The following is a 22,284-nucleotide window of genomic DNA, read 5'->3' as shown; positions in this document are numbered from 1 at the left end:
TCGTCATTGCGAGAAGGCTTTTTCAGCCGCCGAAGCAATCTTTATAGCAAAACTTACCGGCATGAAAGATTGCTTCGTCGTTCCTTCTCGCAATGACGATTTTTCGAGTAGATCAAAGCCGTTAGGCTCTCCCTGTTACTCATATTGATTTTTATACAATAAATTACCCCTCAACCTGACAAATTTCCAGATAAAACTAATACTTTAACATTCAGCAAATGCTAACAGCTAAAATAACTTCTAAAAATTTTACCTGATATTTTGCAATACTTTTTTTCAATTCTATATTTACAAAAAAAATAACGCTTAAATTATGGAAAGCTCAAATGATAGCTTATGTAACAGCTGTTACAAACCCTTTACCCTTACCGATACCTTTTGCAACAACTGTGGTTTCCCGCTTCAGGGAACAAAAGAAGAAAAGGATAGTCATATTGCCAACAGAACAATTAAAGAAGTAGATCTTATCGAATTACAAAGATCGGTAGACAGTGCTTGCAATTCGCTATACTGGATTGCAGGATTTATCGGGCTATCTACAATTTTTATATTCTTTACTGCTGCCGCAGAAGATCAGTTTGCCTTATTGATCATGAATGTTATTTTGGTTGGCGCATTTTTAGGCTTTGGGGTTTTAAGCAGATCGAAACCTACTACTGCCATGATTTCGGGCTTATCTTTATACGTGATTATTCAGATTTTAAATCTGATTGCCGATCCTGCAACCATATTCAAAGGCATTATTTTTAAAGTCGGTATTATAATTTACCTGATTAAAGGTATTAAATCTGTACTGGAAGCTGATAAGATAAAAAAAGAGCTTAATATCGAATAACTTGGAAGATCAGCAAATTCCTGAGAACTTATGTGATAATTGCCAGAGCGAAGTTCCGTTAGGCAATAAATTTTGTAGCACCTGCGGCAGAGCCCAAAACTACAAGGATATCGTAATTCAGCATAAAAGGTGGCCCAACATTCAGCAGGTTGGGCTATTTTTTGCGGTTGAAATCTGCTGCTGTGTCACTTCGCTATTGATCAAAGACCATTCTTTAAGCACATTATTTTGTCTGGATGTAATTATGGGGTGCTCTGCCCTGCTCTTCTTTTTTTACAACTGGCCTGAAAATAAAGTCATATTGAAATGGCCGGGCTTCTCCATCGCTAAATTACTGGGGCTTATTGTACTTACTATTTTGGCGTCAGTTACGGTTACATTCCTGGTGGATCATTTAAATGTATTGCTTTTCAAAAAAGAAGTTACCCATTACACCTTGTTCGAGTTCCACAAATATGGTACTTACCTGATGTTTCTTTCCATTGCGCTCTATCCTGCAATATTTGAAGAGTTAGCTTACAGGGGATATTTAATTCAGAAGTTATTAAGTGTAGTTGATGAAAAAGAGGCGGTATATATTTCTTCTGTCTTGTTTTTCATTATCCATTTCAGCCTGATTTCTATATTCTGGCTGCTGCCATTTGCGTTGTTTCTGGGTTGGCTAAGAATTAAAACCAAAACCTTATGGTACGGCGTTTTTGTTCACTTCTTTTTCAATGCGACAGCTTGCTTCTTAGACCTGTATCCTTTAGAAGAACTATTTAAACTGTTTTAACCATTTCGTTTCCCAATAAAAAAGTCAGATGGTATATCTGACTTTACATATCTTTTAATCGCCGCTTCCGGGAACGAAGTGGAGACCAGGTGTTAAATAATGTAATAAAATTACCCTCGAATAACGGTAATTGATAGGTGATAAAAGCAACACGCCACTTAAAATCAGGGTAACGTAGTACCAAAGGTTTTCATAAACCAGTGGCAAACCTAAAATGTAGGCTGCTACACCTATGGTAATAATCTCGGCCACATTCATGGCATAACTTACAAACATGGCTACATAAAAGAAACCTGGCTCACGCTCAAATTTTAAATTACAGTGCGGGCAATTGATATTTGTTTTTTGAAGTTTGAACGAATAAGCGCTTCCGGTAAAAATATCGCCTTTGCGGCAACGTGGACATTTACATTGTAAAAAGGATTGGAATTTGGATAACTCAGCCATAATATTCTGATTTGATAGTACAAAGTTAGGCTTTAATAATCCACAAAATTATGATCTGTGTCATATTTAGTGGTTCGTTCGTTCAATAGTCATGAGTTTATTGGTAGCGAATTGCCATGCCAAAAACATAATTATAAACTACCTTTTAACTATTTTTCCTTTAACCGTCTTAATTAAACCTTTACCTGCAAGCATTTTCACGCCACGGATTACCGTTTCAACTCTTAAACCAGTCATGTCAGCCAGTTCCTGCCGGGTTACTTTTAAATTTTCGCCTTCAGTAATATCGTGCAATAAGTAATTGATGATGGTAAGTAAGCGGTGATCGGCCTTTTCATTGGCCAGTTCTTCCAGCATCATCGATTTATAAAACAACCTCTGACTTAGCGTCTGGATCAGATTCATGCTAAAATCCGGCTCGTTTTTAATCAGGCTAAAGAAATCTTCTTTATTTACGGCAATTAGCTGTGTATCTTTATTGGTAATGGTAAAGGCCAGGTAAGGCCGGTTAATCAGCAAAGCGGGCTCGCCAAAATGCTGTCCTGCTTTAAAAACCCCTTGTATAAACTCTTTACCTTCATCGCTCACGGTTACCATGCGCACCTCGCCCGTTTTGATGAAATACACATACCTGGGCTGCGTGCCGGGTTCATAAATCACCGAATCTTTGGTGTAAGTTTTTATTTTTAAACCCCGGTCAACCAGCTGCTGAATATTCATTTTCCAGTTAGCTTTAAACTATCCTAAGGTTTCTTTCATCAAGCGCGTATAAAACTCCTTCAGTGTAATGCCCATGGCAGCCACCTGTTGTGGTATAAAACTGGTAGCGGTTTGGCCCGGAATGGTATTAATTTCGATAAAATAAAACTTGCCGGTTTCGTGTTCCAAAAAGTAATCTACGCGAACAACGCCCCTGCAGTTTAATTTACGGTACACGTCGGTTACCACTTGTTGCACACGAACCAACTCTTCAGCATTCATATTGCCAGGTGTAATTTCTTCGGTAGCACCTGGTGTATATTTAGCTTCGAAATCGAAGAATTCGTTTTGCGGGATCACTTCTGTTGTAGGGAGCACGATAATTTTTCCTTCAGCACCAAAAATGCCAATAGAAAACTCACGGCCACTTACAAACTCTTCAATCAGGATCTGGCTATCTTCTTTAAAGGCTTTATCGATTGCTGCTTCAAGGTCATCGGCATGTTTAACCTTGGTCATGCCAATGCTGCTCCCCCCGCTATTGGGTTTTACAAAATAAGGCAATCTTAAATCCTGTTTAATCTGATTAATATTATAATTGCCATCTTTGAAGATCTGCACCGATTTAGCGGTGTGTAAATGATCAATCCCTTCAACAATGGCTTTGGTATAACCTTTGTTCATGGTAATTGATGAGGTTAAGGCATCGCAGGTGGTATACGGAATACCAATCATATCAAAATAGCCCTGCAGTTTGCCATCCTCTCCCGGCGAACCATGTATAGCAATAAATACACCATCGAACTTTATTTTCCTTCCTTCAAGGGTTAGAGAAAAGTCGTTCTTATCAATTTCAATTTTTACCGAATCGGCAGGCTCATAAAACCAACCTTTTTCGTTCAGCATAATTTTATAAACATCGTATAATTCGGGGTCGATATGTTGCGCAATAGTTGCTGCACTTTTTACCGAAACAACCCATTCACCTGTGGTACCGCCTGTTAACAATGCTATCGTTTTCTTCATGTCTGAAATCCTTGTATAAATAGAAATTGATTATAAATATATCCTCAAAAATATAAATATCTTTGTGCTTTAGTTAATTTTGACTGGTAGAATATTCAATAAATAAAATCAAAATAATTGGACGGATAATTGCTTGTGCAGGTATTCAATTCTATATTCAATAATTTAAAATAGCTACATTTGAGCTTGTACGCATAACCCATAATTTAAGATTCATGTCTAAATTTATAGATTACTTAAAAACGAAATCCTTTAGAAACAACATTTTAGCAGCCGTAATTACCGTTATTGTTTTGCTGCTGGTGGCTTTTTTTAGCTTAAGATTTTACACCAAACATGGTCAGGGTTTAAACGTACCTGCAGTTAAAGGGCTTCCGTTTGAGCAAGCTGTTAAAAAACTCGAAGATGCAGGCTTAAAATACGAAGTAGATTCGGTATTTATTCTCGATCAACCGGCAGGTATTGTAATTGATCAGGACCCCGATCCCAATACCTTTGTAAAAGACAACCGTACCATTTACTTAACCATTAACGCTGGCAAAACACCAAATACGAAATTCCCTGATGTTGCCTTTAAAACGTTAAGAGAAGCGCAGGCGCTTATTGAAAGCTCGCGTTTAAAGCTTGGCGATACCACTTACAGACCAGATGTGAGCCGTGATGTGGTATTGGAAGCATCTTTTGGCGGGCAGCCGATTACCGCCGGCCAGATTGTACCGGTTGGTTCACGTATCAACCTTGTTTTGGGTGATGGACGCGGAAATGAAGAAGTAGAAATTCCTCAGTTAATGGGATTGACCATGGACGAGGCTAAATTTAGCTTAAAAGGATCGAACCTGAGTTTGGGTACCATTATTTACGAAGGACCAATTACCGATAGTGCTACGGCTGTAATTGTTAAACAAGACCCTGTGGTAGCCGATTCGGTAACCAAAGTGGCTATTGGAACTAAAATAAACATTACTTTATCTAACAAACAACAATAATTTCGCATAACATACCGATGACTGAAGTAGAAAAAAAGAATATGAGTACCGGCAAAAAAGTAGCACTAATCGTTGCAGTGATTGTGATTTTAACCGGAGGTTACTTTGCGTTAAACCTGTACAGGCTATACTTTGCCCCCAACGTTACCGAAAACCAAAAATATTTATACATTAAAACCGGCAGCAGTTACGATGACCTGCTTGCAGAGATTAAAAAGAAAGACCTGGTAAAGAGCATTTCTTCTTTTACAGCGGCTGCTGGAAAAATGAACCTGGCCAACAGTGTTAAACCCGGCCGTTACCGTCTACTAAAAGGGATGACTAACCGCACCCTGATTAACTTGATTAAAGCTGGTAATCAGGATCCTGTTAAATTGAAATTTCACAATATCCGTAAAAAGGAAAACTTTGCAGCCTATCTGGCCAGCAACCTCGAAGCCGATTCTTTGAGTTTTATTAATGTATTAGATTCTACTGCATTAATTGCCAAATACGGCTTTAACCAGGATAACGTTTACACCATGTTTATCCCGAATACTTATGAAATGTACTGGAATATTTCGCCGGTTGATTTCTTTGAAAGGATGCACAAGGAATATGATAAATTCTGGACTGCGGAACGTAAACAAAAAGCAGCAAGTTTAAACCTTACGCCTGCGCAGGTGTATACCCTGGCTTCGATTGTTGATGGTGAAGCACTTTACGATAAAGAAATGCCAATTATTGCCGGTTTGTATTTAAACCGCTTAAACAAGGGCATATTGTTACAGGCAGATCCAACTGTAATTTTCGCTAATAACGATTTTACGGTTAAAAGGGTAACCGGAAAGCTATTGCAGGTGCAATCGCCTTACAATACCTACAAATATGCCGGTTTGCCTCCGGGACCAATTATGATGCCGAGCATAAATGCAATAGATGCAGTATTAAACCGCGATAAGAACAATTACATTTACATGTGTGCCAAAGAAGATTTTTCGGGTTACCATAACTTTGCCGAAACCAAGGCAGAACACGAAGTAAATGCTAAAAAATACCGCGAGGCTTTAAATAAAAGGAATATATTTAAATAATGTATAGCCACAGTACGAAAATCAGGGTGCGCTACGGCGAAACCGATCAGATGGGTTATATGTACTACGGTAACTATGCTCAATATTACGAAGTAGGCCGGGTAGAAATGTTACGCAGTTTGGGTATGAGCTATAGCTCTATGGAGGCTGATGGCATTATGATGCCTGTTTTGGAGCTGAAGTGCAAATACATTAAGCCCGCACTTTACGACCAGGAAATTACCGTAAAAACAATTATAAAAACCTTACCAGGCATCAGGATCTTTTTTGAATACGAATTGTATAACGAAAAGGAAGAACTGATTAACCTGGGTGCTACTACCCTTGTTTTTGTTGATATGAAAAAAAACAAGCCTACCAATCCACCCGAAAATTTCATGGAGAAATTATCGGTATTTTTTAATTAGTATTTGCAATGGAATGGTTACACCGGCAATTATTACATCTTAGGCTCTATTCTCGGTTTATAGAATGGACCAAGGGATGTATTTTGCCTGGTTTTAGCCCACTCCCTTTATATACTGTTGCTACTTTCTTTTTCAGGGAAATTGGTAAAGATACCCTGGTTAATAAGGCTTCATCACTGGCTTACAGTTTTATGCTGGCCATTTTTCCGGGTATTATCTTCCTTTTTACGCTTATCCCCTTTATACCGATTAAAGGTTTCCAGGATCAGTTGTTAAACTTAATTCAACTGGTATTGCCGCACAATGCTTTCGATGCTTTTGAAACGACCTTAAAAGACATTATCAAAAACCAGAACCGGGGTTTACTATCCTTCGGTTTTTTATCGGCTATATTTTTTGCGACCAATGGTGTTAAAAATCTGATGAAAGCTTTTAACAAATCGTCGTTAATTATCGAAACCCGGAGCTGGATTAAACAGAGGCTGATTGCATTGGTTTTAACTACCATTATTTGCTTCTCTATTATTATCTGTATCAGCGCCATGGCTTTGGGAGAAGTACTGCTCACCTACATTAAGAACGAGCTTCATATCAAAGACAGCATGATAGTTTTTGTTGTAGGATTTACCCGCTGGGCTGTACTCGCAACATTGTACTTCATTACCATTTCTATCCTTTACCGTTATGGCCCTTCGCACACCAAAAAGTGGAAACTTTTTAGTGCTGGCTCATGGCTGGCCACTATACTGGCTTTTATTACCATTTGGGGCTTCTCTTATTACATCAATCATTTTGGTTCTTACAATAAAGTATACGGTTCTATAGGTACCTTAATCGTGGTGATGATCTGGTTATACCTCAACTCGCTGATATTACTACTCGGTTTTGAGCTAAATGCGAGTGTGGATGTGAGTAAAAGAAGCGTTAAAATTATCAGGCCTACCTTCAATCTGTTCAAAAAATCAGAGCCAATTGAAGAAAACATCCAGAAGAAATAATTTTTTCTCCCTCTGTGTTAAGTAATTATCAATTTTATATAAAAAAAACACAATCATAGTTTGCAGATTTAGCCGGAGTTTGTACTTTTGCCTCCGGAAAGCTGGCAGAGTGGTCGAATGCGGCAGTCTTGAAAACTGTTGACTGTAACAGGTCCGGGGGTTCGAATCCCTCGCTTTCCGCCAAAGAAACAAAACCCGACAATAGTCGGGTTTTTTGTTTTCCAGGATTTTCTTTTAGGTTTCATATTAAAATAAAGACCTAAAAAATAAAGATTTATAAAATTCATCGACAATTCAAAGGGATATTCATCTATGATCTTAATTTCCAAGCACAATTTTTCTAACTAGGTGATTATCCTGATCTGTAACATATAGTATGGTGCCATCGGCATTCAGTGCCAGACCACTTGGCTTGTTAAACTTTGCTGAAACCGCTACTCCATCTGCATAACCTGCTACCCCAGAACCTGCTATGGTGGTAACGATACCAGTTGCACTTAGTTTACGAATTAAATGGTTTTCTGAATCTGCGATATAGATATTGCCTGCAGCATCAATAGCCATACCCTTGGGCCTATTGAATGTTGCAGTTTCGCCCGGTCCATTGGTATTACCTGACACCGAAAAATTTCCATACCCTCTCTTTCCGGCTATAGCCAAAAAATTTAGCCCATCGTCGATTGAGCGGCATATGGTATGATTGCCGTTATCGACTACATAAAGTTGGCCTTTCCCATCCATCTGAATAGCAGAAGGCTTGAGCCAGAAACTGCCATTACCGCTAACGCCCCACATACTGGTTAACATTACAGCCTCACCATTTGTCTTAATCTTAAAGATGTGGTTGCTCTCAAGGTCACTGTAATATAGTGAACCTATTTTATCCGCATATACCGCATTTGGATATTGCATCCCAACTACTGGCCGCTGAAAGGTTACTGTACTTACTGTTCCTGATGCACTTATTTTCCTAATGACCGAATTGTTCTTATCTGCTACAAAGATCTCTTCATTCTGATTTATAGAAAGACCCATTGGAGAAGAAAATCTAGCAAGGTTAGCCAGGCCATCTCGATAGCCGGCAGTTGCGGCTCCAGCAATGGTGCTTACCAGACCTGAAGTAGTAATCTTTCTGATCATGTTATTATCCATATCGGCAACATAGACATTGCCGTGCTTATCTACTACAATTCCATCAGGATGGTTAAAATATACTGAAAGTCCGGCCCCCTCAGTAGGGCTGACATCGCCATAAAAATACTCAACCTCTCCATTGGCTGAAACCTTCCTAATGCTATGGTTTCCGTATTCGGCAATATAAAGTATACCATTATTATCAAAACATAGCGCTTGCGGATTGCTGAAACTAGCTATTTTCAAAAGACCGTTTGTATTGCCTTTAACTCCAGTTCCGCCGAAAGTTGATACCAAGCCTGTAGGGGTGATTTTGCGAATAAGGTGATTTCCGGTTTCAGCAACGAAGAGATTTCCCGCTGCATCTAAAGCGATTCCAGCCGGAGAAAAAAATGAGGCAGCTATGCCCTGGCCATTTGCATTGCCGATATTACCTGACCCGGCTAATGTTGATACCTGGCCATTACTGTTCATCACCCTGATCCTCTGGTTTTGCCTATCTGAGATGTATAAATTATCAGAGCGGTCAAAGACTAAAGAAAATGGCAAGTTAAAAAGTGCTGCTCCAGCCTGGCCATCACGGTATCCAGATTGCATTGCACCAGCTACAGTTGTCACATTTCCATTCAGGTCAATCTTGCGGATCATACTGCTGTTATCGCTGATGTAAATTTCTCCCCTAGAATTAATAGCAATGCCACGGGGAAAATAGAAAGAAGCATTTGCTGCAGGCCCATCGACCACAGCTAATTTACCGTTTCCAGCTAAAGTCGTTACATTCCCATAGGGGTCGATCTTACGGATCATTGAATTACTCATGTCCACCACGAGGATATTCCCATGAGCATCTATTGCAAGATTTTGGACCGATTGGAAAAGAGCCTGATCTCCTTTGCCATTGCGAAAACCTCCTTCACCCGAATTGCTACCTGCAAACAGACTTATCTTTCCATCAGGGCTAATCTTTCGAATAGTTTTGGCATTTTCATCGGCAACATACATATTACCTTCCTTATCCGCTACCAGTCCAATAGGTGAATTAAGATATTCTATTTTGGAAAGATACTTCCCTGCAATGGTGCTAACTACGGAAATATTCGATTCTATCTTGCTATTCTGATTATTATCTGGTGGCTGGATCTTTTCTTTGCAGCTAAACAAGGAAATGGTAAAAAATAATCCAGTCGTGAAAACTAGGCCGGTTTTAGTCCAAGAGAAATTGGCGCATATTTTAGACATGTGATACAATTTAAGTTTCTTTAAGGCATATGGTCATCTTCGGTTATATCCTCATTGATTTTTAAGGTAATAAGTATTAATAGTGCGGATATCTTTTTGAAGAAATTCATTTTCTTTGAAAGCTTGGCTATTAGATTTAAAATTAGAATATACCTTGATTGATTTCTCTGCTTATTGCAGGATAATTCAGAAATTAGGAGAAGGATTTTCTTTGCATTTGAGAAAGCGTTTTGCAATTTATTTCTGGACCAAAAGTAATTATAATTTAACTTTTCACAAAGCCTACTGTTGCTAAATTTCAGCGTAAAGATTAATAGGCAGCTAGAAAAGTAATTATTCGGTTATTGATAACAAGATCAAAATGGATTCGCAGGTTTTCAAGAATACCTATAAATAAGTATTTCCGTGAGCACCGCTTGAAAAAACAGGATTCAACGCTTTTATTGATGATTATGACCGAGAATTAAATGTTCAAAATAATTCCAGCCCAAGTAAAGGTCTTTAAAATCAAGTCAGTATCCCCCAAGATATTCAAAATAACTCTCTTTAATTACAAAGCCTCAATTTATATAATTCTATAATTTGTTTATATAATTTCAATATACTAAAGCTTACCTGGATCTAATTCCTACCTTTGCTTTGCATTGAAAAATTTAAGAGTAGATATCGTTGCAGTATTGCTATTGTGTTTGGGATCTTTTTTATTCCCAGGCCTTAGTTATGCGCATGCTACCAAGTCTGATAAAACAGTGCACGCTTCCTGCTCCAGAGCAGAGACAAAAAAAGCACCGATGCATGATTGCTGCCACTCCAAAGCCAGTAAAAAAGCAAAACACAACGATTGCAGGCACAAATGCAAGCACGGTTCTTGTCGCTGTTGTGCTTCAAGTCCTTCAGTTAGCCTGGCCATGGTATGCAATTTGCAAGTGATCAATCAGCCGCTTATGGCCGAAAAACAGCAAATTGGTTATCAACAATCCAATTATTCTTTTGGCTTTATATCCATCTGGCAACCGCCAAAAATAGCTTAAATTAATGGCTGCTTAGCCACAAATGCGTCCTCACCAAAACCAGGATAGCTACTTATTAATTAATTTATAGCCTTTAAAAATCATCACAATGAAATTGACATCAAAAATATTGGTGGTAATGATCTTATTATTATCGACCCGAAATACCTTCGCCCAAATCAAAAACGCACAAACCCTTAGCATTCAGGTATCAGGAAACTGTGAAATGTGCAAAAAAACGATCGAAACCGCTGCAAATGTAAAAGGGATTGCAACCGCAGAATGGGATAAAACTTCCAAAATGGCCAGTATTACTTACAACAGCCAGAAAACCAATACCGATGAAATATTGAAACGAATCGCTTTAGCCGGATACGATAATACAAGCTATTTGGCGCCTGACGAAGCTTATGCGAAATTACCGGAGTGTTGCCAATACCAGCGGACATTAAAACCGGCAAGCAAAATGAAAGAAGCGCATGCAGAAAAAGCCACTCACGATCATCAGGCTTTGACAGCAAGCAGCTCAGGTACATCACCATTAAAAACGGTATTCGATCAGTATTTTGCCATTAAAGATGCATTGGTAAAAACAGATGCCAATACTGCCGGGCTTAAAGCTGAAGCCTTCCTTGGGGCCATCAGAGCAGTAGAAATGGAGAAACTTAGCCGTGCCGAACACACTGCCTGGATGGCTGCAGTAAAAGAGCTAACGGCTAATGTGATCAATATTGCCAAATCGAAAAATGTGGATCTGCAAAGGCAGGCTTTCTCCACTCTTTCTGCAAACATGTATGCACTGGCTAAAGTGACGAAGCAAGCCGAACCTGTTTATTATCAACATTGCCCAATGTATAACAGTGGTAAGGGAGCCAACTGGCTGAGTAAAGAAAACGCGGTTAAAAACCCATTTTATGGCGCTAAAATGCTGACTTGCGGCAGCACAGTAGAAACATTGAAATAATGATAACAACATTTAAGAACGAAGTCATGAAAAATATCTTTTTCCCAATTACCGGCCTTGTTATTATAGCCATTATACTAGTTTCCTGCGGTCAGCAGACCAAAACAGCTGATAATAAACCTAAAAAAGAGCAAGCCAAAACAAAGCCTGAAACGCTTTTATTATCGGCTTACCTGGATTTAAAAAATGCGCTGATAGCCGATGATGCCAGTACAGCGGCTAAATCGGGTAATCAATTATTGGTTGCATTAGATCAAATGGATAAAAGCAACACAACGGCAGGTAAATCAAGCGAATATGTAGAGATAGTTAATGATATCAAAGAAAATGCCTCACATATTGCTGCAAATGCCGGTAAAATTGCACATCAGAGAGAACATTTCGAATCGTTGAGTAACGATGTAAACGATCTGATAGGCCTGTTGGGAGCACCACAAAAGTTATATGTCGATCACTGTCCGATGTATAATAACGGCAAGGGTGCCATTTGGCTTAGCGAAACGAAAGTCATTAAAAACCCTTATTACGGTAAAAAAATGCTTACTTGTGGCGCTGTAACCAAAGAATACTAAGATGAAAAAGATGCTGAAAACCTGGGTTTTTCTGCTGTTATTGCTTTTTTTACTCATTCAACTTTACCGGCCTGCCCTGAACCTAAACCAGAGGCAGGCTGGTTCTACAGGATTTATACAATTTTATAAGGCACCGGTTACAATAGGAAATATATTAAACAACTCGTGTTATGACTGCCACAGCAACAACACCAATTACAGGTGGTACCAGTATATTCAACCCGTTCAGCTATTTACCGAAAACCACATCCATTCCGGAAAGGAAGTGCTAAATTTCAATGAATGGAACCAATATTCAGGCAGGAAACAGAACAGGTTATTGCGATCAATTAAAAATCAGATCGAAAGCAAAGAAATGCCACTATCTTCATACACAGCTCTACATCGCAATGCCAAATTGGACAATGCACAAATAAAAACATTAGTTAGCTGGCTCGAAAGCCAAAAGACATTAAATTGAAGTTATCAGATGAGTATATATAAAAACATGACCAGAATAATGCTGCAGGTGCTTTTACTGCTAACCTGCGTTCAGCCCCTGCTGGCGCAAAAAGTAGTACGTTACCACCTTTATGTAAAAGATACCCTGGTAAACTATGCCGGAAAAGAAAAACGGGCCATAGCTGTAAACGGACAGATCCCGATGCCTACCCTTACCTTTACCGAAGGCGATACTGCAGAAATTGTGGTACATAACGAGCTCAAAGAAAATACCTCGCTACACTGGCATGGTGTGTTTTTGCCTAATAAAGAGGATGGTGTGCCTTACCTTACCCAGCAGCCCATAAAGCCTAACACCACACATACCTACCGCTTTCCAATCATCCAGAACGGAACACACTGGTATCACTCACACTCGGGCCTGCAAGAGCAAATTGGTATGTATGGCAACTTTGTAATGAAGAAGCGTGATACCGATAAAACTTTCAGGAAAGGAATAGATGATTTGCCAACTGTACCGGTAGTGCTCAGCGAGTGGACTAACCTTAACCCCGATAATGTACACCGCATGCTGCATAACGCCAATGATTGGGCAGCAATTAAAAAAGGAGCTACACAATCTTATGCTGAAGCCGTTAAGCAGGGCCAGCTTAAAACCAAGGTTAAAAACGAATGGAAACGAATGACAGCGATGGATGTTAGCGATGTTTATTACGACAAGGTGCTGATGAATGGCCAGGTTAATACCGAATTAAAAAGCGTAGATGACAAAACCTTAAAAGCTGGCGATCGTGTTCGGCTCCGCATTTCAAACGGCGGTGCATCTTCTTATTTCTGGTTACGTTATGCCGGTGGAAAAATGACAGTTGTAGCCAGCGATGGTAACGATGTAAGCCCTGTTGAGGTTGACCGTTTGATTATTGCCGTATCAGAAACTTACGATGTAGTGGTTACGATACCGGAAAACGGCGTAGCATACGAATTTATGGCCACCACCGAAGACCGAACCCAATCTACCAGTTATTTTATCGGCAATGGCATTAAACAATTGATTTCGCCTTTACCACGCCTCAAGTATTTTGATGGCATGAAGATGATGAACGATATGATGAAGATGAACGGCGACCTGGATGATATGGGCATGAAAATGAGCCTCAACCAGATGGATATGAATGTGGTGATGTATCCGGAAATTACCGGCGAAGCCGCCAAAGCCAAAGCACACGATATGAAAGGCATGAATATGGAGCCCGATCCAAACCGTTACAACGCAAATGCATTAGGCAATATTGTAACCCTCAATTATGCCATGCTTAAGGCACCGCAACCTACTACCCTGCCTAAAAATACGCCTGTAAAAGAACTCAAATTCACATTAACGGGTAACATGAACCGTTACGTTTGGAGCATGGATAATAAGGTGCTGAGCGAAAGTGACAAAATTCCCGTAAAAAAGGGAGAAATACTCCGCATTACCTTGTACAACAATTCAATGATGCGTCACCCCATTCACTTACATGGTTTTGATTTTAGGATCATTAATGGCCAGGGCGAAAATGCCCCGCTTAAAAATGTGCTCGATATTATGCCAATGGAGACAGATACAATTGAGTTTCTGGCTAACGAAGAAGGCGACTGGTTTTTTCATTGCCATATTTTATACCACATGATGGCGGGTATGAACCGTGTGTTTGCAGTAGGCGACTATAAGAACCCATTAATACCTGATAAGGCTATGGCCTATCGCGAGCTTCAAAAAGAAAGTAATATGCCTCATTTTATGGCCCAGAACGATTTTGCCACAAATGGTAATGATGGTTCGGCCATGTTGCAAAATGCAAGATGGTCTGTAGGTACTGAATGGCGCCTGGGTTATAACAACATGCATGGTTTTGAAGTAGAAACACATGTAGGCCGCTACATTGGTAAAATGCAATGGTTAATGCCTTTTATTGGTTTCGACTGGCGTTATCGTAAAATGGGTATCGATGAACATGAAAAAAATATCTTCGGCCAGGTGAACAAAAAAGATAATAGAAGTGCTGTAAGCCTTGGAGTTATGTACACCTTACCCCTGCTCATCGATTTCCAGGCCGAGGTTTACCACGATGGTATTGTACGTTTGGCCTTAATGCGCGAAGATATTCCGGTATCTAAAAGACTCAGGGCGGGCTTTATGGTGAATACCGACCTGGAATACATGGCTGATCTGAGGTATGTAATTAATAAAAATATAGGCATACGTACCCATTACGATAGTGATATGGGATTCGGTTTAGGCTTATCACTTAATTACTAAACAATAGTCTTAAAACAAGAAAAGGCCACTCCTTGCGGAGCAACCTTCCCGTTTTTTAAGCTGATCTTTTAAATTTGGCTGTCTCGATATGAGATTTTCTGTTTAACCTGTAGAACCCGGTTAGGTTATACGCTAAGTTGTTTACGTATGTCCTTCGACAGGCTCATGATGACAATCATACGGAACAGCCATTATTTTTTTCCATTCATATCCATAAAAATAGATTTAATACCTTCTAAAAGCTCTTTCCTTTCACTGGCCAGCACCAGCGGAAACCACTCGTCGGTATGCAGCTCTACCACATGCTCATGGATCAGGTAATGCCTCCCCGACCTCACCCTGCGTTTATTGCCGGGAATAATGGTGCCAGACAGCATTTTGATTATAATTTTAGTAATCATCCTGATGTATTTAGGAGAATCCTCGTACTTACAATCAATGAAGAGAATCCATAATCCATTCATGGTATTATACTGTATACTTGCTTTCATGTATAGCGCTATTAAAAGATGATTACTTTAATATACCAGCGGTTATAGGCTAAATCCCCATGCAACACGGAAGCCTACGAAGTTATTGGTGTGATCGCACTTGTAGTATTTGCCGTTACTCTCCCAGCGCAGGCCGGCATCGATATAATTGTTGTTGTGGAGATAAAATATCATCCCAAACTGCGGTGCATACAGGAATGCCGCCTTTTTACCTTCCACACAATTGGTTTTATTCAACAGGAATGAAACGCCAATTTCAGACTGTAAGTAGAGATTACTCCTGTAAAAATATTTCAAACCAGCTTTAAGCGGAATGAGGTGAAGATCATCTACCAAATGTGAATAGGTACCAGTAACAAAAATATTGTTGAAACCGGTATTGGTTGTGGCATATAGGATGCCCTCTGTAATGGGAAATTCGGCTTGTGCAGAAACGCCCAGGGGTGCTTCATATTTTTTAGCTAAATAACCAGTGGCCAAGCCAGTTTCGATACCTAACGAATAACGAATACCTGTGCCGCCATAAACTTGCGATTGTGCATGTACACCCTGAAAAATAAATAAAGATAATAGCAGAGTTAATGCGTTAATTGTTTTCATGATTTCAAAAATTTAGTAAATAGAAATCCATTACCATAAAGCGAATTATGGTAAAGCTTTAGAGAGTTAAGAAATAATACTGAAGGCCGCTACAAGAAGTATGTAGTTAGCCTGTGATATTGGTTTTGTAATTGAATAATGAGAAATAAGTAATTAAACCTAGGCTACAGAGCGGTTGCCGCTGTTGTTTCTGGGCATAGTATGATGCGCCACCTTTTCAGAAACTGTTTTGTCTAAATTGGTGTGACTTAATATTTCATTGTATTTTTCGAGAAGCTTAATGTATTTATTCATCCAGAAATAAACCGAATTGGCATCGCCTTTGGCAAAATCTTCGGTATGTGCATCAAAAGCTTCCTGGATATGATTACTCGTCTTCGCAAAGGTTTCAGGCAGTTCTATCGAAAAATCATGGCCGATTACACTTCCAACTTTCCAGATGATTTCGGGGTTAAGGCTCTTCTGATCGAACCAATTGTAAATTGTTCTCCTACTTACATTTAATTTACGGGATAATTCACTTATGCCCATACGGTCCCGGCGTACAACGCGCTCAAGAACCTGTCCTACATTTAAACTCATAGCGGTTAATTTAATTTAAAACGGATATTTAAATTCAACCAACATTTGGGGACGACTATGTTACTTAAATTTAATAATTTTTTGTTAAGAAAAGCAAATAATTAATTACTGTTTTAACATTGATCTAATTAATTGGCAACCAGCAAATCTAGCTCTTCGTAACGCGAATTGTTGCTGATATAATCGGGTATAATTTCTTTCATTTTCTTTACCATATTCAGGTCGTTCCCATCGTTGTTTAGCACAATCAGGTCTTTAATGATCTGGTTTACGTAGAGGTAATTATAAGCCACTTTTTGCGAAATTTTAATTTTAGGATGGTGCGTAGCCATAATTTCTTCTTCCATTAACAAAAGCTCTTCATACAGCTTCTCTCCAGGTCTTAAACCGGTAAAAACAATATCAATGTCGCTGTAAGGTGTTAAGCCAGCCAGCTTAATCATGTTAATGGCTAAATCGACGATTTTAATCGGTTTGCCCATATCAAATAAGAAAATCTCGCCCCCTTTGCCCATTGCACCTGCTTCCATTACCAGCTGTACGGCTTCGGGTATCGTCATAAAATAACGGGTTATTTCAGGGTCGGTAACCGTTATTGGCCCCCTGCGCTCAATCTGGCTTTTAAACCTCGGAATAACTGAACCGTTAGAGCCCAGTACATTGCCAAAACGGGTGGTAACAAAGCGTGTGCGCGAAGCGTGTGTGGTAATTTCGCCGTTTGGCAAGGTTTCCGGACTGTTTAAAGACTGGATATAAATTTCGGCCAAACGTTTTGAGGCGCCCATTACATTGGTAGGTTTCACCGCTTTATCGGTCGATATCATCACAAACTTTTCTACACCAAATTCCATCGATACATCGGCCATGTTTTTAGTGCCTAAAACGTTGGTTAAAACAGCCTCTGCCGGATTATCTTCCATCATGGGCACATGTTTATAAGCCGCAGCATGGAAAACAATTTCTGGTTTATACAATTCAAACAGCGTACGGATGCGGTTTATATTTTGTACGTTGGCCATAAAGATTTTTACATTCGCAGCCTGAAAATTATCTTCGAGCTCTAATTTCAAATCATGTAAAGGTGTTTCGGCCTGATCGCAGAGAATAACCATTTTCGGGTTATAATGTAAAGCCTGCCGCACAATTTCCGATCCGATAGATCCCGCAGCTCCGGTAACCAAAATACATTTGCCACTTAAATCTTTAAGGATATTCTTTTTGTTAAGTTTAATTGGCTCGCGCTCTAACAGGTCTTCGATTTTTAAATCCCTCAATTGGTGCGAATCAAGCTTGCCGTAAAGCCACTTATCTGATGGTGGCACCATAATTACCTTAATCCCCTGGTTTACGCAGGTATCAATAATTTTCTTTTTATTTAAGGTGTTTAAGGCATCCTCGGCAAATAGTATTTTTTTAATCCCATGTTTTTCTTTTAAAAACTCCACGGAGCACGAATGGTATACTTTTTTTTGCTCGAGATATTTATCTACCCGGTCGCGGTTATCATCAACAAAACCAATAATATTCAGGTTCGAATCTTCATTTTGCTCTATGGCATTTTTAATCAGGATGGCTTTTTTTTCTGAACCATAGATCAGGATATTTTCTTTGGTTTCGGATTTAAGCTCTTTAAAAAGGTAAAACACCCCTTTAACCAATGTACGCATCAAAATGAGCAATGATGAGGAGATAAAGAAATTCAGGATCAGGGCTTTATCCATTTCGCTCCATAATAACTGAAACCTTTGCGATAGGATTTTATTTACGCCAATAAAAAGTAAACTAGTCACAAAAACGGCCAGAAATACCCTTAAAATATCTTCGGTATTGGAATAGCGTATAATACCGGTATGGATACGCAAAGTAATAAAAACACCTGCTGCAATGGCGCAGTAAAGGCCTACGTACATGGCGTTACTGGCGTTAAAAATACCCTGGTAACTGAGTGTATGAGTTAATAAAATAGCTATAAACAAGGTCCAGACTACAATCATCTGGTCGATGAGTAAAATTAACCATCTAGAGTGCGCCTTGTCGGGGAAGAAAAAATTTTTCATAATTGAGAATCATTAAATAAAGCAATTGTTGTTATTGAGGGGTCATGCGGTATAAGGGAAAAAAATCAGTCGTATCCTGGATATCGATGCCCGATTTTTCTACCAGCTGGTTGTAAACAGGTTCGTTGGCAACGTAACGCCAGCTGTAATAATCTAAAATTAAGTTCGAAAAGCCCCGCTTCCATTCAAAAAGCGAGTCTTCTTTATAACCTAGGCCACCACCTAAATGGTAATATTTCATGTTCCATTTTCTGCCCAGGCCGCTCACTTCATCGATCAGGAACTTGGCAGGCGAATATTTGAGATGGTTAATATTGGTGGCAATTAAATGCCCCTGAATGATACCATTGGTGAGCGTGATAACGCTTCCGCACGCTATTTCATCGCCTAAATAAACCAATACCAGTTTACAATCAAATTCTGTTGAATGGATTAACTGGGTAAAATAGGCTTCATCAAACAGGTAAAAGTCGGTAGCACTTATGCGGCCCATATTGGCCTGGTATAATTGAGTGAAGGCAGCTATATCTTCCTGTTTGCGGCTTTCGCGTAAGGTGTAGCCTAAACGCCGGCATTTTTTAATGCCCTCCCAGGTGGTTCCCCTGTATTGTTTACGCTGTTCTTCAAGCGTTTGCTGCAGGTCTACGGCAATGGTTTTTCCATTTTCGTACAATCCTTTGGTCCTTTTTAATAACTCGTTCTGGTTAAAAAACGGATGCAGTTTAGAAAATACCGAAACATATTTACCCTGCTGTAAAAAAGCCAGAAAGGTATTTAAAAAGTTATCTTTTAAAGTATCTGGCTGCTGATCGAACTTGAGGTTCGATATCGGCCCCGAATATCCGTATACACAATGCAGATCATAGTAAATGGTATCTGCAATTGGGCGTTCGAGCAAAGGCAGCGCAATAAAATTACCAGCCTCCTCGTAAATAAACAAAATGGGCGCTCCGTTGGTAGCCATTGAATGATACTGCCAGCTATGATAAAAATCATAATCGGCTGCACGTTCCACATACTTAATCCAATCGGCTTTTTCTGCCAAACCCAATTGTAAAGTTGTGCCTGTAGCGTTATTTTCGATCAGCATAATCATATCCTAAAAAATAAATAATTAATTATGAAGCAATTACGGGACTACGGTAGAGTGGAAAAAAATCAACATTAGAGTAAGGGTCAAGCGACCGTTCGTTTAAAAGGGTATTGTATAATTCGTTATTGGCTATATATCTCCAGCTGTTAAACTCGAAACACAGGTTAGAAAAACCCATTTTCCAGCCAAATAAGGTATCTTCTTTAAAATTAACACCACCACCCAGGTTAAAATATTTATAGCCCAACTGGCGACCGATAACCGTGATTTCATCTGTTAACAGTTTAGCCGGCGATTCAAATAAATAGGTAGTGCGTGTGGCCAGCAGATGTACCTGCATAATTTCGTTGGTGCAAACCACAATAGCTCCGGAAATGGCAATACCATCTTTGTAAACCATAAAGAGCTTGCTATCAAACTCATCAGAAGTAAGCAAAGCCACAAAATAAGCATGATTAAAAAGGTAACTGTCTTTAGCGCCAATACGCAGCATATTTTCGGTATATATTTCTGAGAAAATAATGGCGTCATTAATATCGGTAGAAATTCTTACCTCATAATCGCGTTTTCGTAAACGCCTTATTTTCTCTTTAACACTCTTTCGGTATCCCGCGCGCTGGCTTTCTATGCTGGTAGTTAAATCAATGGCTACTGTTTTGCCATTGGCATGTACCCCCGAAAACTTTTCCATCAATCTCTCCTGATCGAAAAAAGGATGCAGGCGTGAAAATACGGTAACGTTTTGCCCGGTTTGCAGGTAAGCTATAAACGATGCTTTAAACCGTTCCATAAAATCATCGTCAAGCGATTTAAAGTCCATGTTCGAAATAGGTCCGGTATAACCATAAACTGATGTAAAATCAAAGAAATCCGATCCGGGGATATTTCGCTTTAACAGCGGAAAAGCGATGTAATTTTCGTTTTCCTCGTAAACAAAGAGTATGGGCAAACCGCTTTTATCTAACGAATGGTAATACCAGGTGTGATAAAAATCGTAGTGCAGCGCACGCTTCACATAGTCTGTCCACTCCTGCTTTTCATTGATGGTAATAATCTTTCTCATTTGGAGCTTATTAAGGTTGGTAGATTAGTTTATGGCCAGTAAAACTGATGGATTGATAGCCATTTTTATAAAATCATGCTCTTGAGAAATGCGTTCGAAACCTACTTTTTTATAAATGGCATAAGCAGCCAGGTTATCGGCATGTACTTCTAAAAAAACATGTTTAAGATTAAGGTTATAAAAGGCATATTTTAAAAGCATCAACGATGCACAGTAACCTATGCCTTTGCCCCAGTATTTTTTTTCACCAATAAAAAGGTGGAATTCTGCTGTATCGTTACTAATATCGAGTAATTGGATGTTGCCGATATATTCGTTTGTGTTTTTAATGCAAATGGCGAAACGTTTTTCGTTAACAGCCTTCATTTTACTGGCAAGCCAGGCTTGCTCTACCTCTACCGTAACCGGATCTTTTAAAACAAATTTGGTGTACGACCATACTTCCGGATCGTTGCGCCATTTATAAGATACACTGGCATCTTTAAGTGCTAATGGCCTGAGGTAAATTGGAGTGTTCATATTAGTGGTTTTAAAGCATTAACCATAATGCGCATGTCGTCTAAGCCATAACGGTGATCAATAGGCAATGCGATGAGCTTTTGTGTCAGCGCGTATTCGAAACTATCAGGGCTGGCCCATTCGTAAACATTTGGCCAATAGGTGGCCACAAATATTTTTTGTTTAATAAGTGTTTGCTTTATGGCTGCATCATTGCTTAAAAAGGGATACACCATCGGAACATCGCCCGGGGCTAAATTTAAATGCAAGCGGTTTTTATCGTCCAGTTGTTCGGCTAAAAAGGCAAAGTTTTCTCTTCTTATGGCAGCACATGCTTCGTAATCAATGCCAGAGAGCATCGCCGTGGTTAAGGCCGACATATTCTTGATGTCGTTGTAGCACAAGACTTTATTATTCTCTATATAATCGTTATATGCTTCTTCTATATTAATGTCGATACTTTTTATCAGGTGCGAAAAACGGTTAACCGATTGATCCTGATTTAAGTTCTCATTTATTGGGGTGCCAATGTTGAGGTAAGCCCCATCGGGTACACCAAAAAATTTACGGCACGAATAAAAAGTATCGGCATTGGCAATCGGTTTACAGAAAAAGGCCTGCGCATTATCGACAATCAGGTTGCTGATCGTTTTGGTTAAGCGCTTAACCGTTTCTGTTTTTAAACCATAATAATTGGTGTACAATAAACAACTATGTGCTTCGAGATCGAAATCAATTACGGGATCGAGGTTTTCGTCGATATGATAAAACTTATAGGCAATGTTTAGTTTATGTAAGGGTTCCAACAATACTTCGCAGGTATAGTACGGAAGATATACCAGGTTGTATTTTCTTACCCTAAGGATGTATTCGAAAGCGTTACGTCCGGTGTTAAGTGCTACTAAGCCTGGATGGAAAACGTTTCCCTTAGGTAACTGCAGTTGTATGTAACCGCCAATAGTTTTGGCAGCTTGTGTTTGGACTTCCATTGTTTT

At 39.4% G+C, this 22,284-nt stretch carries 23 protein-coding genes and 1 tRNA gene; 12 read left to right on the top strand and 12 right to left on the bottom strand.

Annotated elements, in window-relative coordinates:
• Positions 1-313 precede the first annotated feature (313 nt).
• Together OC25_RS05480 and OC25_RS05475 are read left to right on the top strand one after the other, a co-directional pair.
• The gene (locus tag OC25_RS05480) at positions 314-835 is read left to right on the top strand and encodes a hypothetical protein (protein ID WP_039472584.1); all 522 of its coding nucleotides are present in this window, start codon (positions 314-316) and stop codon (positions 833-835) included.
• A 244-nt stretch (positions 836-1,079) separates the two neighbouring features.
• Entirely contained in the window at positions 1,080-1,610 is a 531-nt protein-coding gene (locus OC25_RS05475; protein ID WP_039472582.1) for a CPBP family intramembrane glutamic endopeptidase, read from the top strand.
• A gap of 54 nt (positions 1,611-1,664) precedes the next feature.
• On the opposite strand, the gene OC25_RS05470 is transcribed toward OC25_RS05475, so the two are convergent.
• The 3 genes from OC25_RS05470 to OC25_RS05460 form a co-directional block, all read right to left on the bottom strand.
• Complete coding sequence (locus OC25_RS05470; protein WP_039472580.1) at positions 1,665-2,057, bottom strand: DUF983 domain-containing protein; 393 nt, start codon at positions 2,055-2,057, stop codon at positions 1,665-1,667.
• Between the two features lie 138 nt (positions 2,058-2,195).
• The gene (locus tag OC25_RS05465; protein WP_052265976.1) at positions 2,196-2,777 is read right to left on the bottom strand and encodes a Crp/Fnr family transcriptional regulator; all 582 of its coding nucleotides are present in this window, start codon (positions 2,775-2,777) and stop codon (positions 2,196-2,198) included.
• An 18-nt stretch (positions 2,778-2,795) separates the two neighbouring features.
• The gene (locus OC25_RS05460; RefSeq protein ID WP_039472579.1) at positions 2,796-3,782 is read right to left on the bottom strand and encodes a D-alanine--D-alanine ligase; all 987 of its coding nucleotides are present in this window, start codon (positions 3,780-3,782) and stop codon (positions 2,796-2,798) included.
• Positions 3,783-3,997: 215 nt separating this feature from the next.
• On the opposite strand from OC25_RS05460, the gene OC25_RS05455 reads away from it, so the two are divergent.
• From OC25_RS05455 to OC25_RS05435, 5 genes are all read left to right on the top strand, one after another.
• On the top strand, positions 3,998-4,768 hold the full coding sequence (locus tag OC25_RS05455; RefSeq protein WP_039472577.1) for a PASTA domain-containing protein: 771 nt from the start codon (positions 3,998-4,000) through the stop codon (positions 4,766-4,768).
• A gap of 17 nt (positions 4,769-4,785) precedes the next feature.
• Complete coding sequence (mltG, locus tag OC25_RS05450) at positions 4,786-5,841, top strand: endolytic transglycosylase MltG (protein ID WP_039472574.1); 1,056 nt, start codon at positions 4,786-4,788, stop codon at positions 5,839-5,841.
• The gene (locus OC25_RS05445) at positions 5,841-6,248 is read left to right on the top strand and encodes an acyl-CoA thioesterase (RefSeq protein ID WP_039472572.1); all 408 of its coding nucleotides are present in this window, start codon (positions 5,841-5,843) and stop codon (positions 6,246-6,248) included. The genes mltG and OC25_RS05445 overlap by 1 nt, the downstream gene beginning before the upstream one ends.
• Positions 6,249-6,256: 8 nt before the next feature.
• Entirely contained in the window at positions 6,257-7,246 is a 990-nt protein-coding gene (locus OC25_RS05440) for a YihY/virulence factor BrkB family protein (RefSeq protein ID WP_039472570.1), read from the top strand.
• A gap of 95 nt (positions 7,247-7,341) precedes the next feature.
• Positions 7,342-7,429: transfer RNA gene (locus OC25_RS05435), tRNA-Ser, on the top strand.
• Between the two features lie 135 nt (positions 7,430-7,564).
• Here the strand turns inward: OC25_RS05435 and OC25_RS05430 are convergent.
• Positions 7,565-9,619, bottom strand: a complete 2,055-nt coding sequence (locus OC25_RS05430; RefSeq protein ID WP_082018514.1) for an NHL domain-containing protein — start codon at positions 9,617-9,619, stop codon at positions 7,565-7,567.
• A 644-nt stretch (positions 9,620-10,263) separates the two neighbouring features.
• On the opposite strand from OC25_RS05430, the gene OC25_RS27845 reads away from it, so the two are divergent.
• The 5 genes from OC25_RS27845 (at position 10,264) to OC25_RS05400 (ending at position 14,905) form a co-directional block, all read left to right on the top strand.
• Complete coding sequence (locus OC25_RS27845; RefSeq protein ID WP_156131401.1) at positions 10,264-10,650, top strand: hypothetical protein; 387 nt, start codon at positions 10,264-10,266, stop codon at positions 10,648-10,650.
• An 88-nt stretch (positions 10,651-10,738) separates the two neighbouring features.
• A complete protein-coding gene (locus OC25_RS05415; protein ID WP_039472564.1) occupies positions 10,739-11,593 on the top strand; it encodes a DUF3347 domain-containing protein in 855 nt (284 codons plus the stop codon).
• 26 nt (positions 11,594-11,619) lie between these two features.
• Positions 11,620-12,165 carry a DUF3347 domain-containing protein gene (locus OC25_RS05410; RefSeq protein WP_039472562.1) on the top strand — a complete coding sequence of 182 codons (546 nt, stop codon included), beginning with the start codon at positions 11,620-11,622 and terminating at the stop codon, positions 12,163-12,165.
• Between the two features lies 1 nt (position 12,166).
• A complete protein-coding gene (locus OC25_RS05405) occupies positions 12,167-12,625 on the top strand; it encodes a heme-binding domain-containing protein (protein ID WP_039472560.1) in 459 nt (152 codons plus the stop codon).
• 9 nt (positions 12,626-12,634) lie between these two features.
• A complete protein-coding gene (locus tag OC25_RS05400) occupies positions 12,635-14,905 on the top strand; it encodes a multicopper oxidase family protein (RefSeq protein ID WP_039472558.1) in 2,271 nt (756 codons plus the stop codon).
• 191 nt (positions 14,906-15,096) lie between these two features.
• Here OC25_RS05400 and OC25_RS05395 read toward each other — a convergent pair whose 3' ends face one another.
• The 8 genes from OC25_RS05395 to OC25_RS05360 all read right to left on the bottom strand — a co-directional run bounded on the left by OC25_RS05395 (position 15,097) and on the right by OC25_RS05360 (position 22,278).
• Positions 15,097-15,396, bottom strand: coding sequence for a hypothetical protein (locus tag OC25_RS05395; protein ID WP_039472556.1), 300 nt, complete (start codon positions 15,394-15,396; stop codon positions 15,097-15,099).
• A gap of 42 nt (positions 15,397-15,438) precedes the next feature.
• On the bottom strand, positions 15,439-15,996 hold the full coding sequence (locus tag OC25_RS05390; RefSeq protein ID WP_052265975.1) for a hypothetical protein: 558 nt from the start codon (positions 15,994-15,996) through the stop codon (positions 15,439-15,441).
• Between the two features lie 159 nt (positions 15,997-16,155).
• Positions 16,156-16,578, bottom strand: coding sequence for a helix-turn-helix domain-containing protein (locus OC25_RS05385; RefSeq protein WP_052265974.1), 423 nt, complete (start codon positions 16,576-16,578; stop codon positions 16,156-16,158).
• Positions 16,579-16,706: 128 nt separating this feature from the next.
• Positions 16,707-18,635, bottom strand: a complete 1,929-nt coding sequence (locus OC25_RS05380; protein ID WP_039472554.1) for a polysaccharide biosynthesis protein — start codon at positions 18,633-18,635, stop codon at positions 16,707-16,709.
• 31 nt (positions 18,636-18,666) lie between these two features.
• Positions 18,667-19,731, bottom strand: a complete 1,065-nt coding sequence (locus OC25_RS05375) for a GNAT family N-acetyltransferase (protein ID WP_245221899.1) — start codon at positions 19,729-19,731, stop codon at positions 18,667-18,669.
• A gap of 22 nt (positions 19,732-19,753) precedes the next feature.
• Positions 19,754-20,791, bottom strand: a complete 1,038-nt coding sequence (locus tag OC25_RS05370) for a GNAT family N-acetyltransferase (protein ID WP_039472552.1) — start codon at positions 20,789-20,791, stop codon at positions 19,754-19,756.
• A 24-nt stretch (positions 20,792-20,815) separates the two neighbouring features.
• Positions 20,816-21,310 (bottom strand): GNAT family N-acetyltransferase, encoded by a 495-nt coding sequence (locus OC25_RS05365; protein WP_039472550.1) that lies wholly within the window; start codon positions 21,308-21,310, stop codon positions 20,816-20,818.
• Positions 21,307-22,278 (bottom strand): hypothetical protein, encoded by a 972-nt coding sequence (locus OC25_RS05360; RefSeq protein ID WP_039472549.1) that lies wholly within the window; start codon positions 22,276-22,278, stop codon positions 21,307-21,309. Before OC25_RS05360 ends, OC25_RS05365 begins: the two co-directional genes overlap by 4 nt.
• Between the last annotated feature and the right edge of the window lie 6 nt (positions 22,279-22,284).

It is taken from the genome of Pedobacter kyungheensis (assembly GCF_000812965.1).
In the GTDB taxonomy this organism is placed as follows: domain Bacteria; phylum Bacteroidota; class Bacteroidia; order Sphingobacteriales; family Sphingobacteriaceae; genus Pedobacter; species Pedobacter kyungheensis.
Note: the sequence above shows the minus strand (reverse complement) of the source record. Positions and strands in the feature narration are given on the sequence as shown.

Excerpts from the sequence above, each read along its gene's own strand:
- OC25_RS05415 (WP_039472564.1), top strand. The coding sequence starts at position 10,739 with ATGAAATTGACATCAAAAATATTGGTGGTAATGATCTTATTATTATCG.
- OC25_RS05395 (WP_039472556.1), bottom strand. The coding sequence starts at position 15,396 with ATGAAAGCAAGTATACAGTATAATACCATGAATGGATTATGGATTCTC.
- OC25_RS05380 (WP_039472554.1), bottom strand. The coding sequence starts at position 18,635 with ATGAAAAATTTTTTCTTCCCCGACAAGGCGCACTCTAGATGGTTAATT.
- OC25_RS05430 (WP_082018514.1), bottom strand. The coding sequence starts at position 9,619 with ATGTCTAAAATATGCGCCAATTTCTCTTGGACTAAAACCGGCCTAGTT.
- OC25_RS05375 (WP_245221899.1), bottom strand. The coding sequence starts at position 19,731 with ATGATTATGCTGATCGAAAATAACGCTACAGGCACAACTTTACAATTG.
- OC25_RS05465 (WP_052265976.1), bottom strand. The coding sequence starts at position 2,777 with ATGAATATTCAGCAGCTGGTTGACCGGGGTTTAAAAATAAAAACTTAC.
- OC25_RS05390 (WP_052265975.1), bottom strand. The coding sequence starts at position 15,996 with ATGAAAACAATTAACGCATTAACTCTGCTATTATCTTTATTTATTTTT.
- OC25_RS05470 (WP_039472580.1), bottom strand. The coding sequence starts at position 2,057 with ATGGCTGAGTTATCCAAATTCCAATCCTTTTTACAATGTAAATGTCCA.
- OC25_RS05475 (WP_039472582.1), top strand. The coding sequence starts at position 1,080 with ATGGGGTGCTCTGCCCTGCTCTTCTTTTTTTACAACTGGCCTGAAAAT.
- OC25_RS05445 (WP_039472572.1), top strand. The coding sequence starts at position 5,841 with ATGTATAGCCACAGTACGAAAATCAGGGTGCGCTACGGCGAAACCGAT.
- OC25_RS05365 (WP_039472550.1), bottom strand. The coding sequence starts at position 21,310 with ATGAACACTCCAATTTACCTCAGGCCATTAGCACTTAAAGATGCCAGT.
- OC25_RS05440 (WP_039472570.1), top strand. The coding sequence starts at position 6,257 with ATGGAATGGTTACACCGGCAATTATTACATCTTAGGCTCTATTCTCGG.
- OC25_RS05455 (WP_039472577.1), top strand. The coding sequence starts at position 3,998 with ATGTCTAAATTTATAGATTACTTAAAAACGAAATCCTTTAGAAACAAC.
- OC25_RS05480 (WP_039472584.1), top strand. The coding sequence starts at position 314 with ATGGAAAGCTCAAATGATAGCTTATGTAACAGCTGTTACAAACCCTTT.
- OC25_RS05360 (WP_039472549.1), bottom strand. The coding sequence starts at position 22,278 with ATGGAAGTCCAAACACAAGCTGCCAAAACTATTGGCGGTTACATACAA.
- mltG (WP_039472574.1), top strand. The coding sequence starts at position 4,786 with ATGACTGAAGTAGAAAAAAAGAATATGAGTACCGGCAAAAAAGTAGCA.
- OC25_RS05410 (WP_039472562.1), top strand. The coding sequence starts at position 11,620 with ATGAAAAATATCTTTTTCCCAATTACCGGCCTTGTTATTATAGCCATT.
- OC25_RS05385 (WP_052265974.1), bottom strand. The coding sequence starts at position 16,578 with ATGAGTTTAAATGTAGGACAGGTTCTTGAGCGCGTTGTACGCCGGGAC.
- OC25_RS05400 (WP_039472558.1), top strand. The coding sequence starts at position 12,635 with ATGAGTATATATAAAAACATGACCAGAATAATGCTGCAGGTGCTTTTA.
- OC25_RS05460 (WP_039472579.1), bottom strand. The coding sequence starts at position 3,782 with ATGAAGAAAACGATAGCATTGTTAACAGGCGGTACCACAGGTGAATGG.
- OC25_RS05405 (WP_039472560.1), top strand. The coding sequence starts at position 12,167 with ATGAAAAAGATGCTGAAAACCTGGGTTTTTCTGCTGTTATTGCTTTTT.
- OC25_RS05370 (WP_039472552.1), bottom strand. The coding sequence starts at position 20,791 with ATGAGAAAGATTATTACCATCAATGAAAAGCAGGAGTGGACAGACTAT.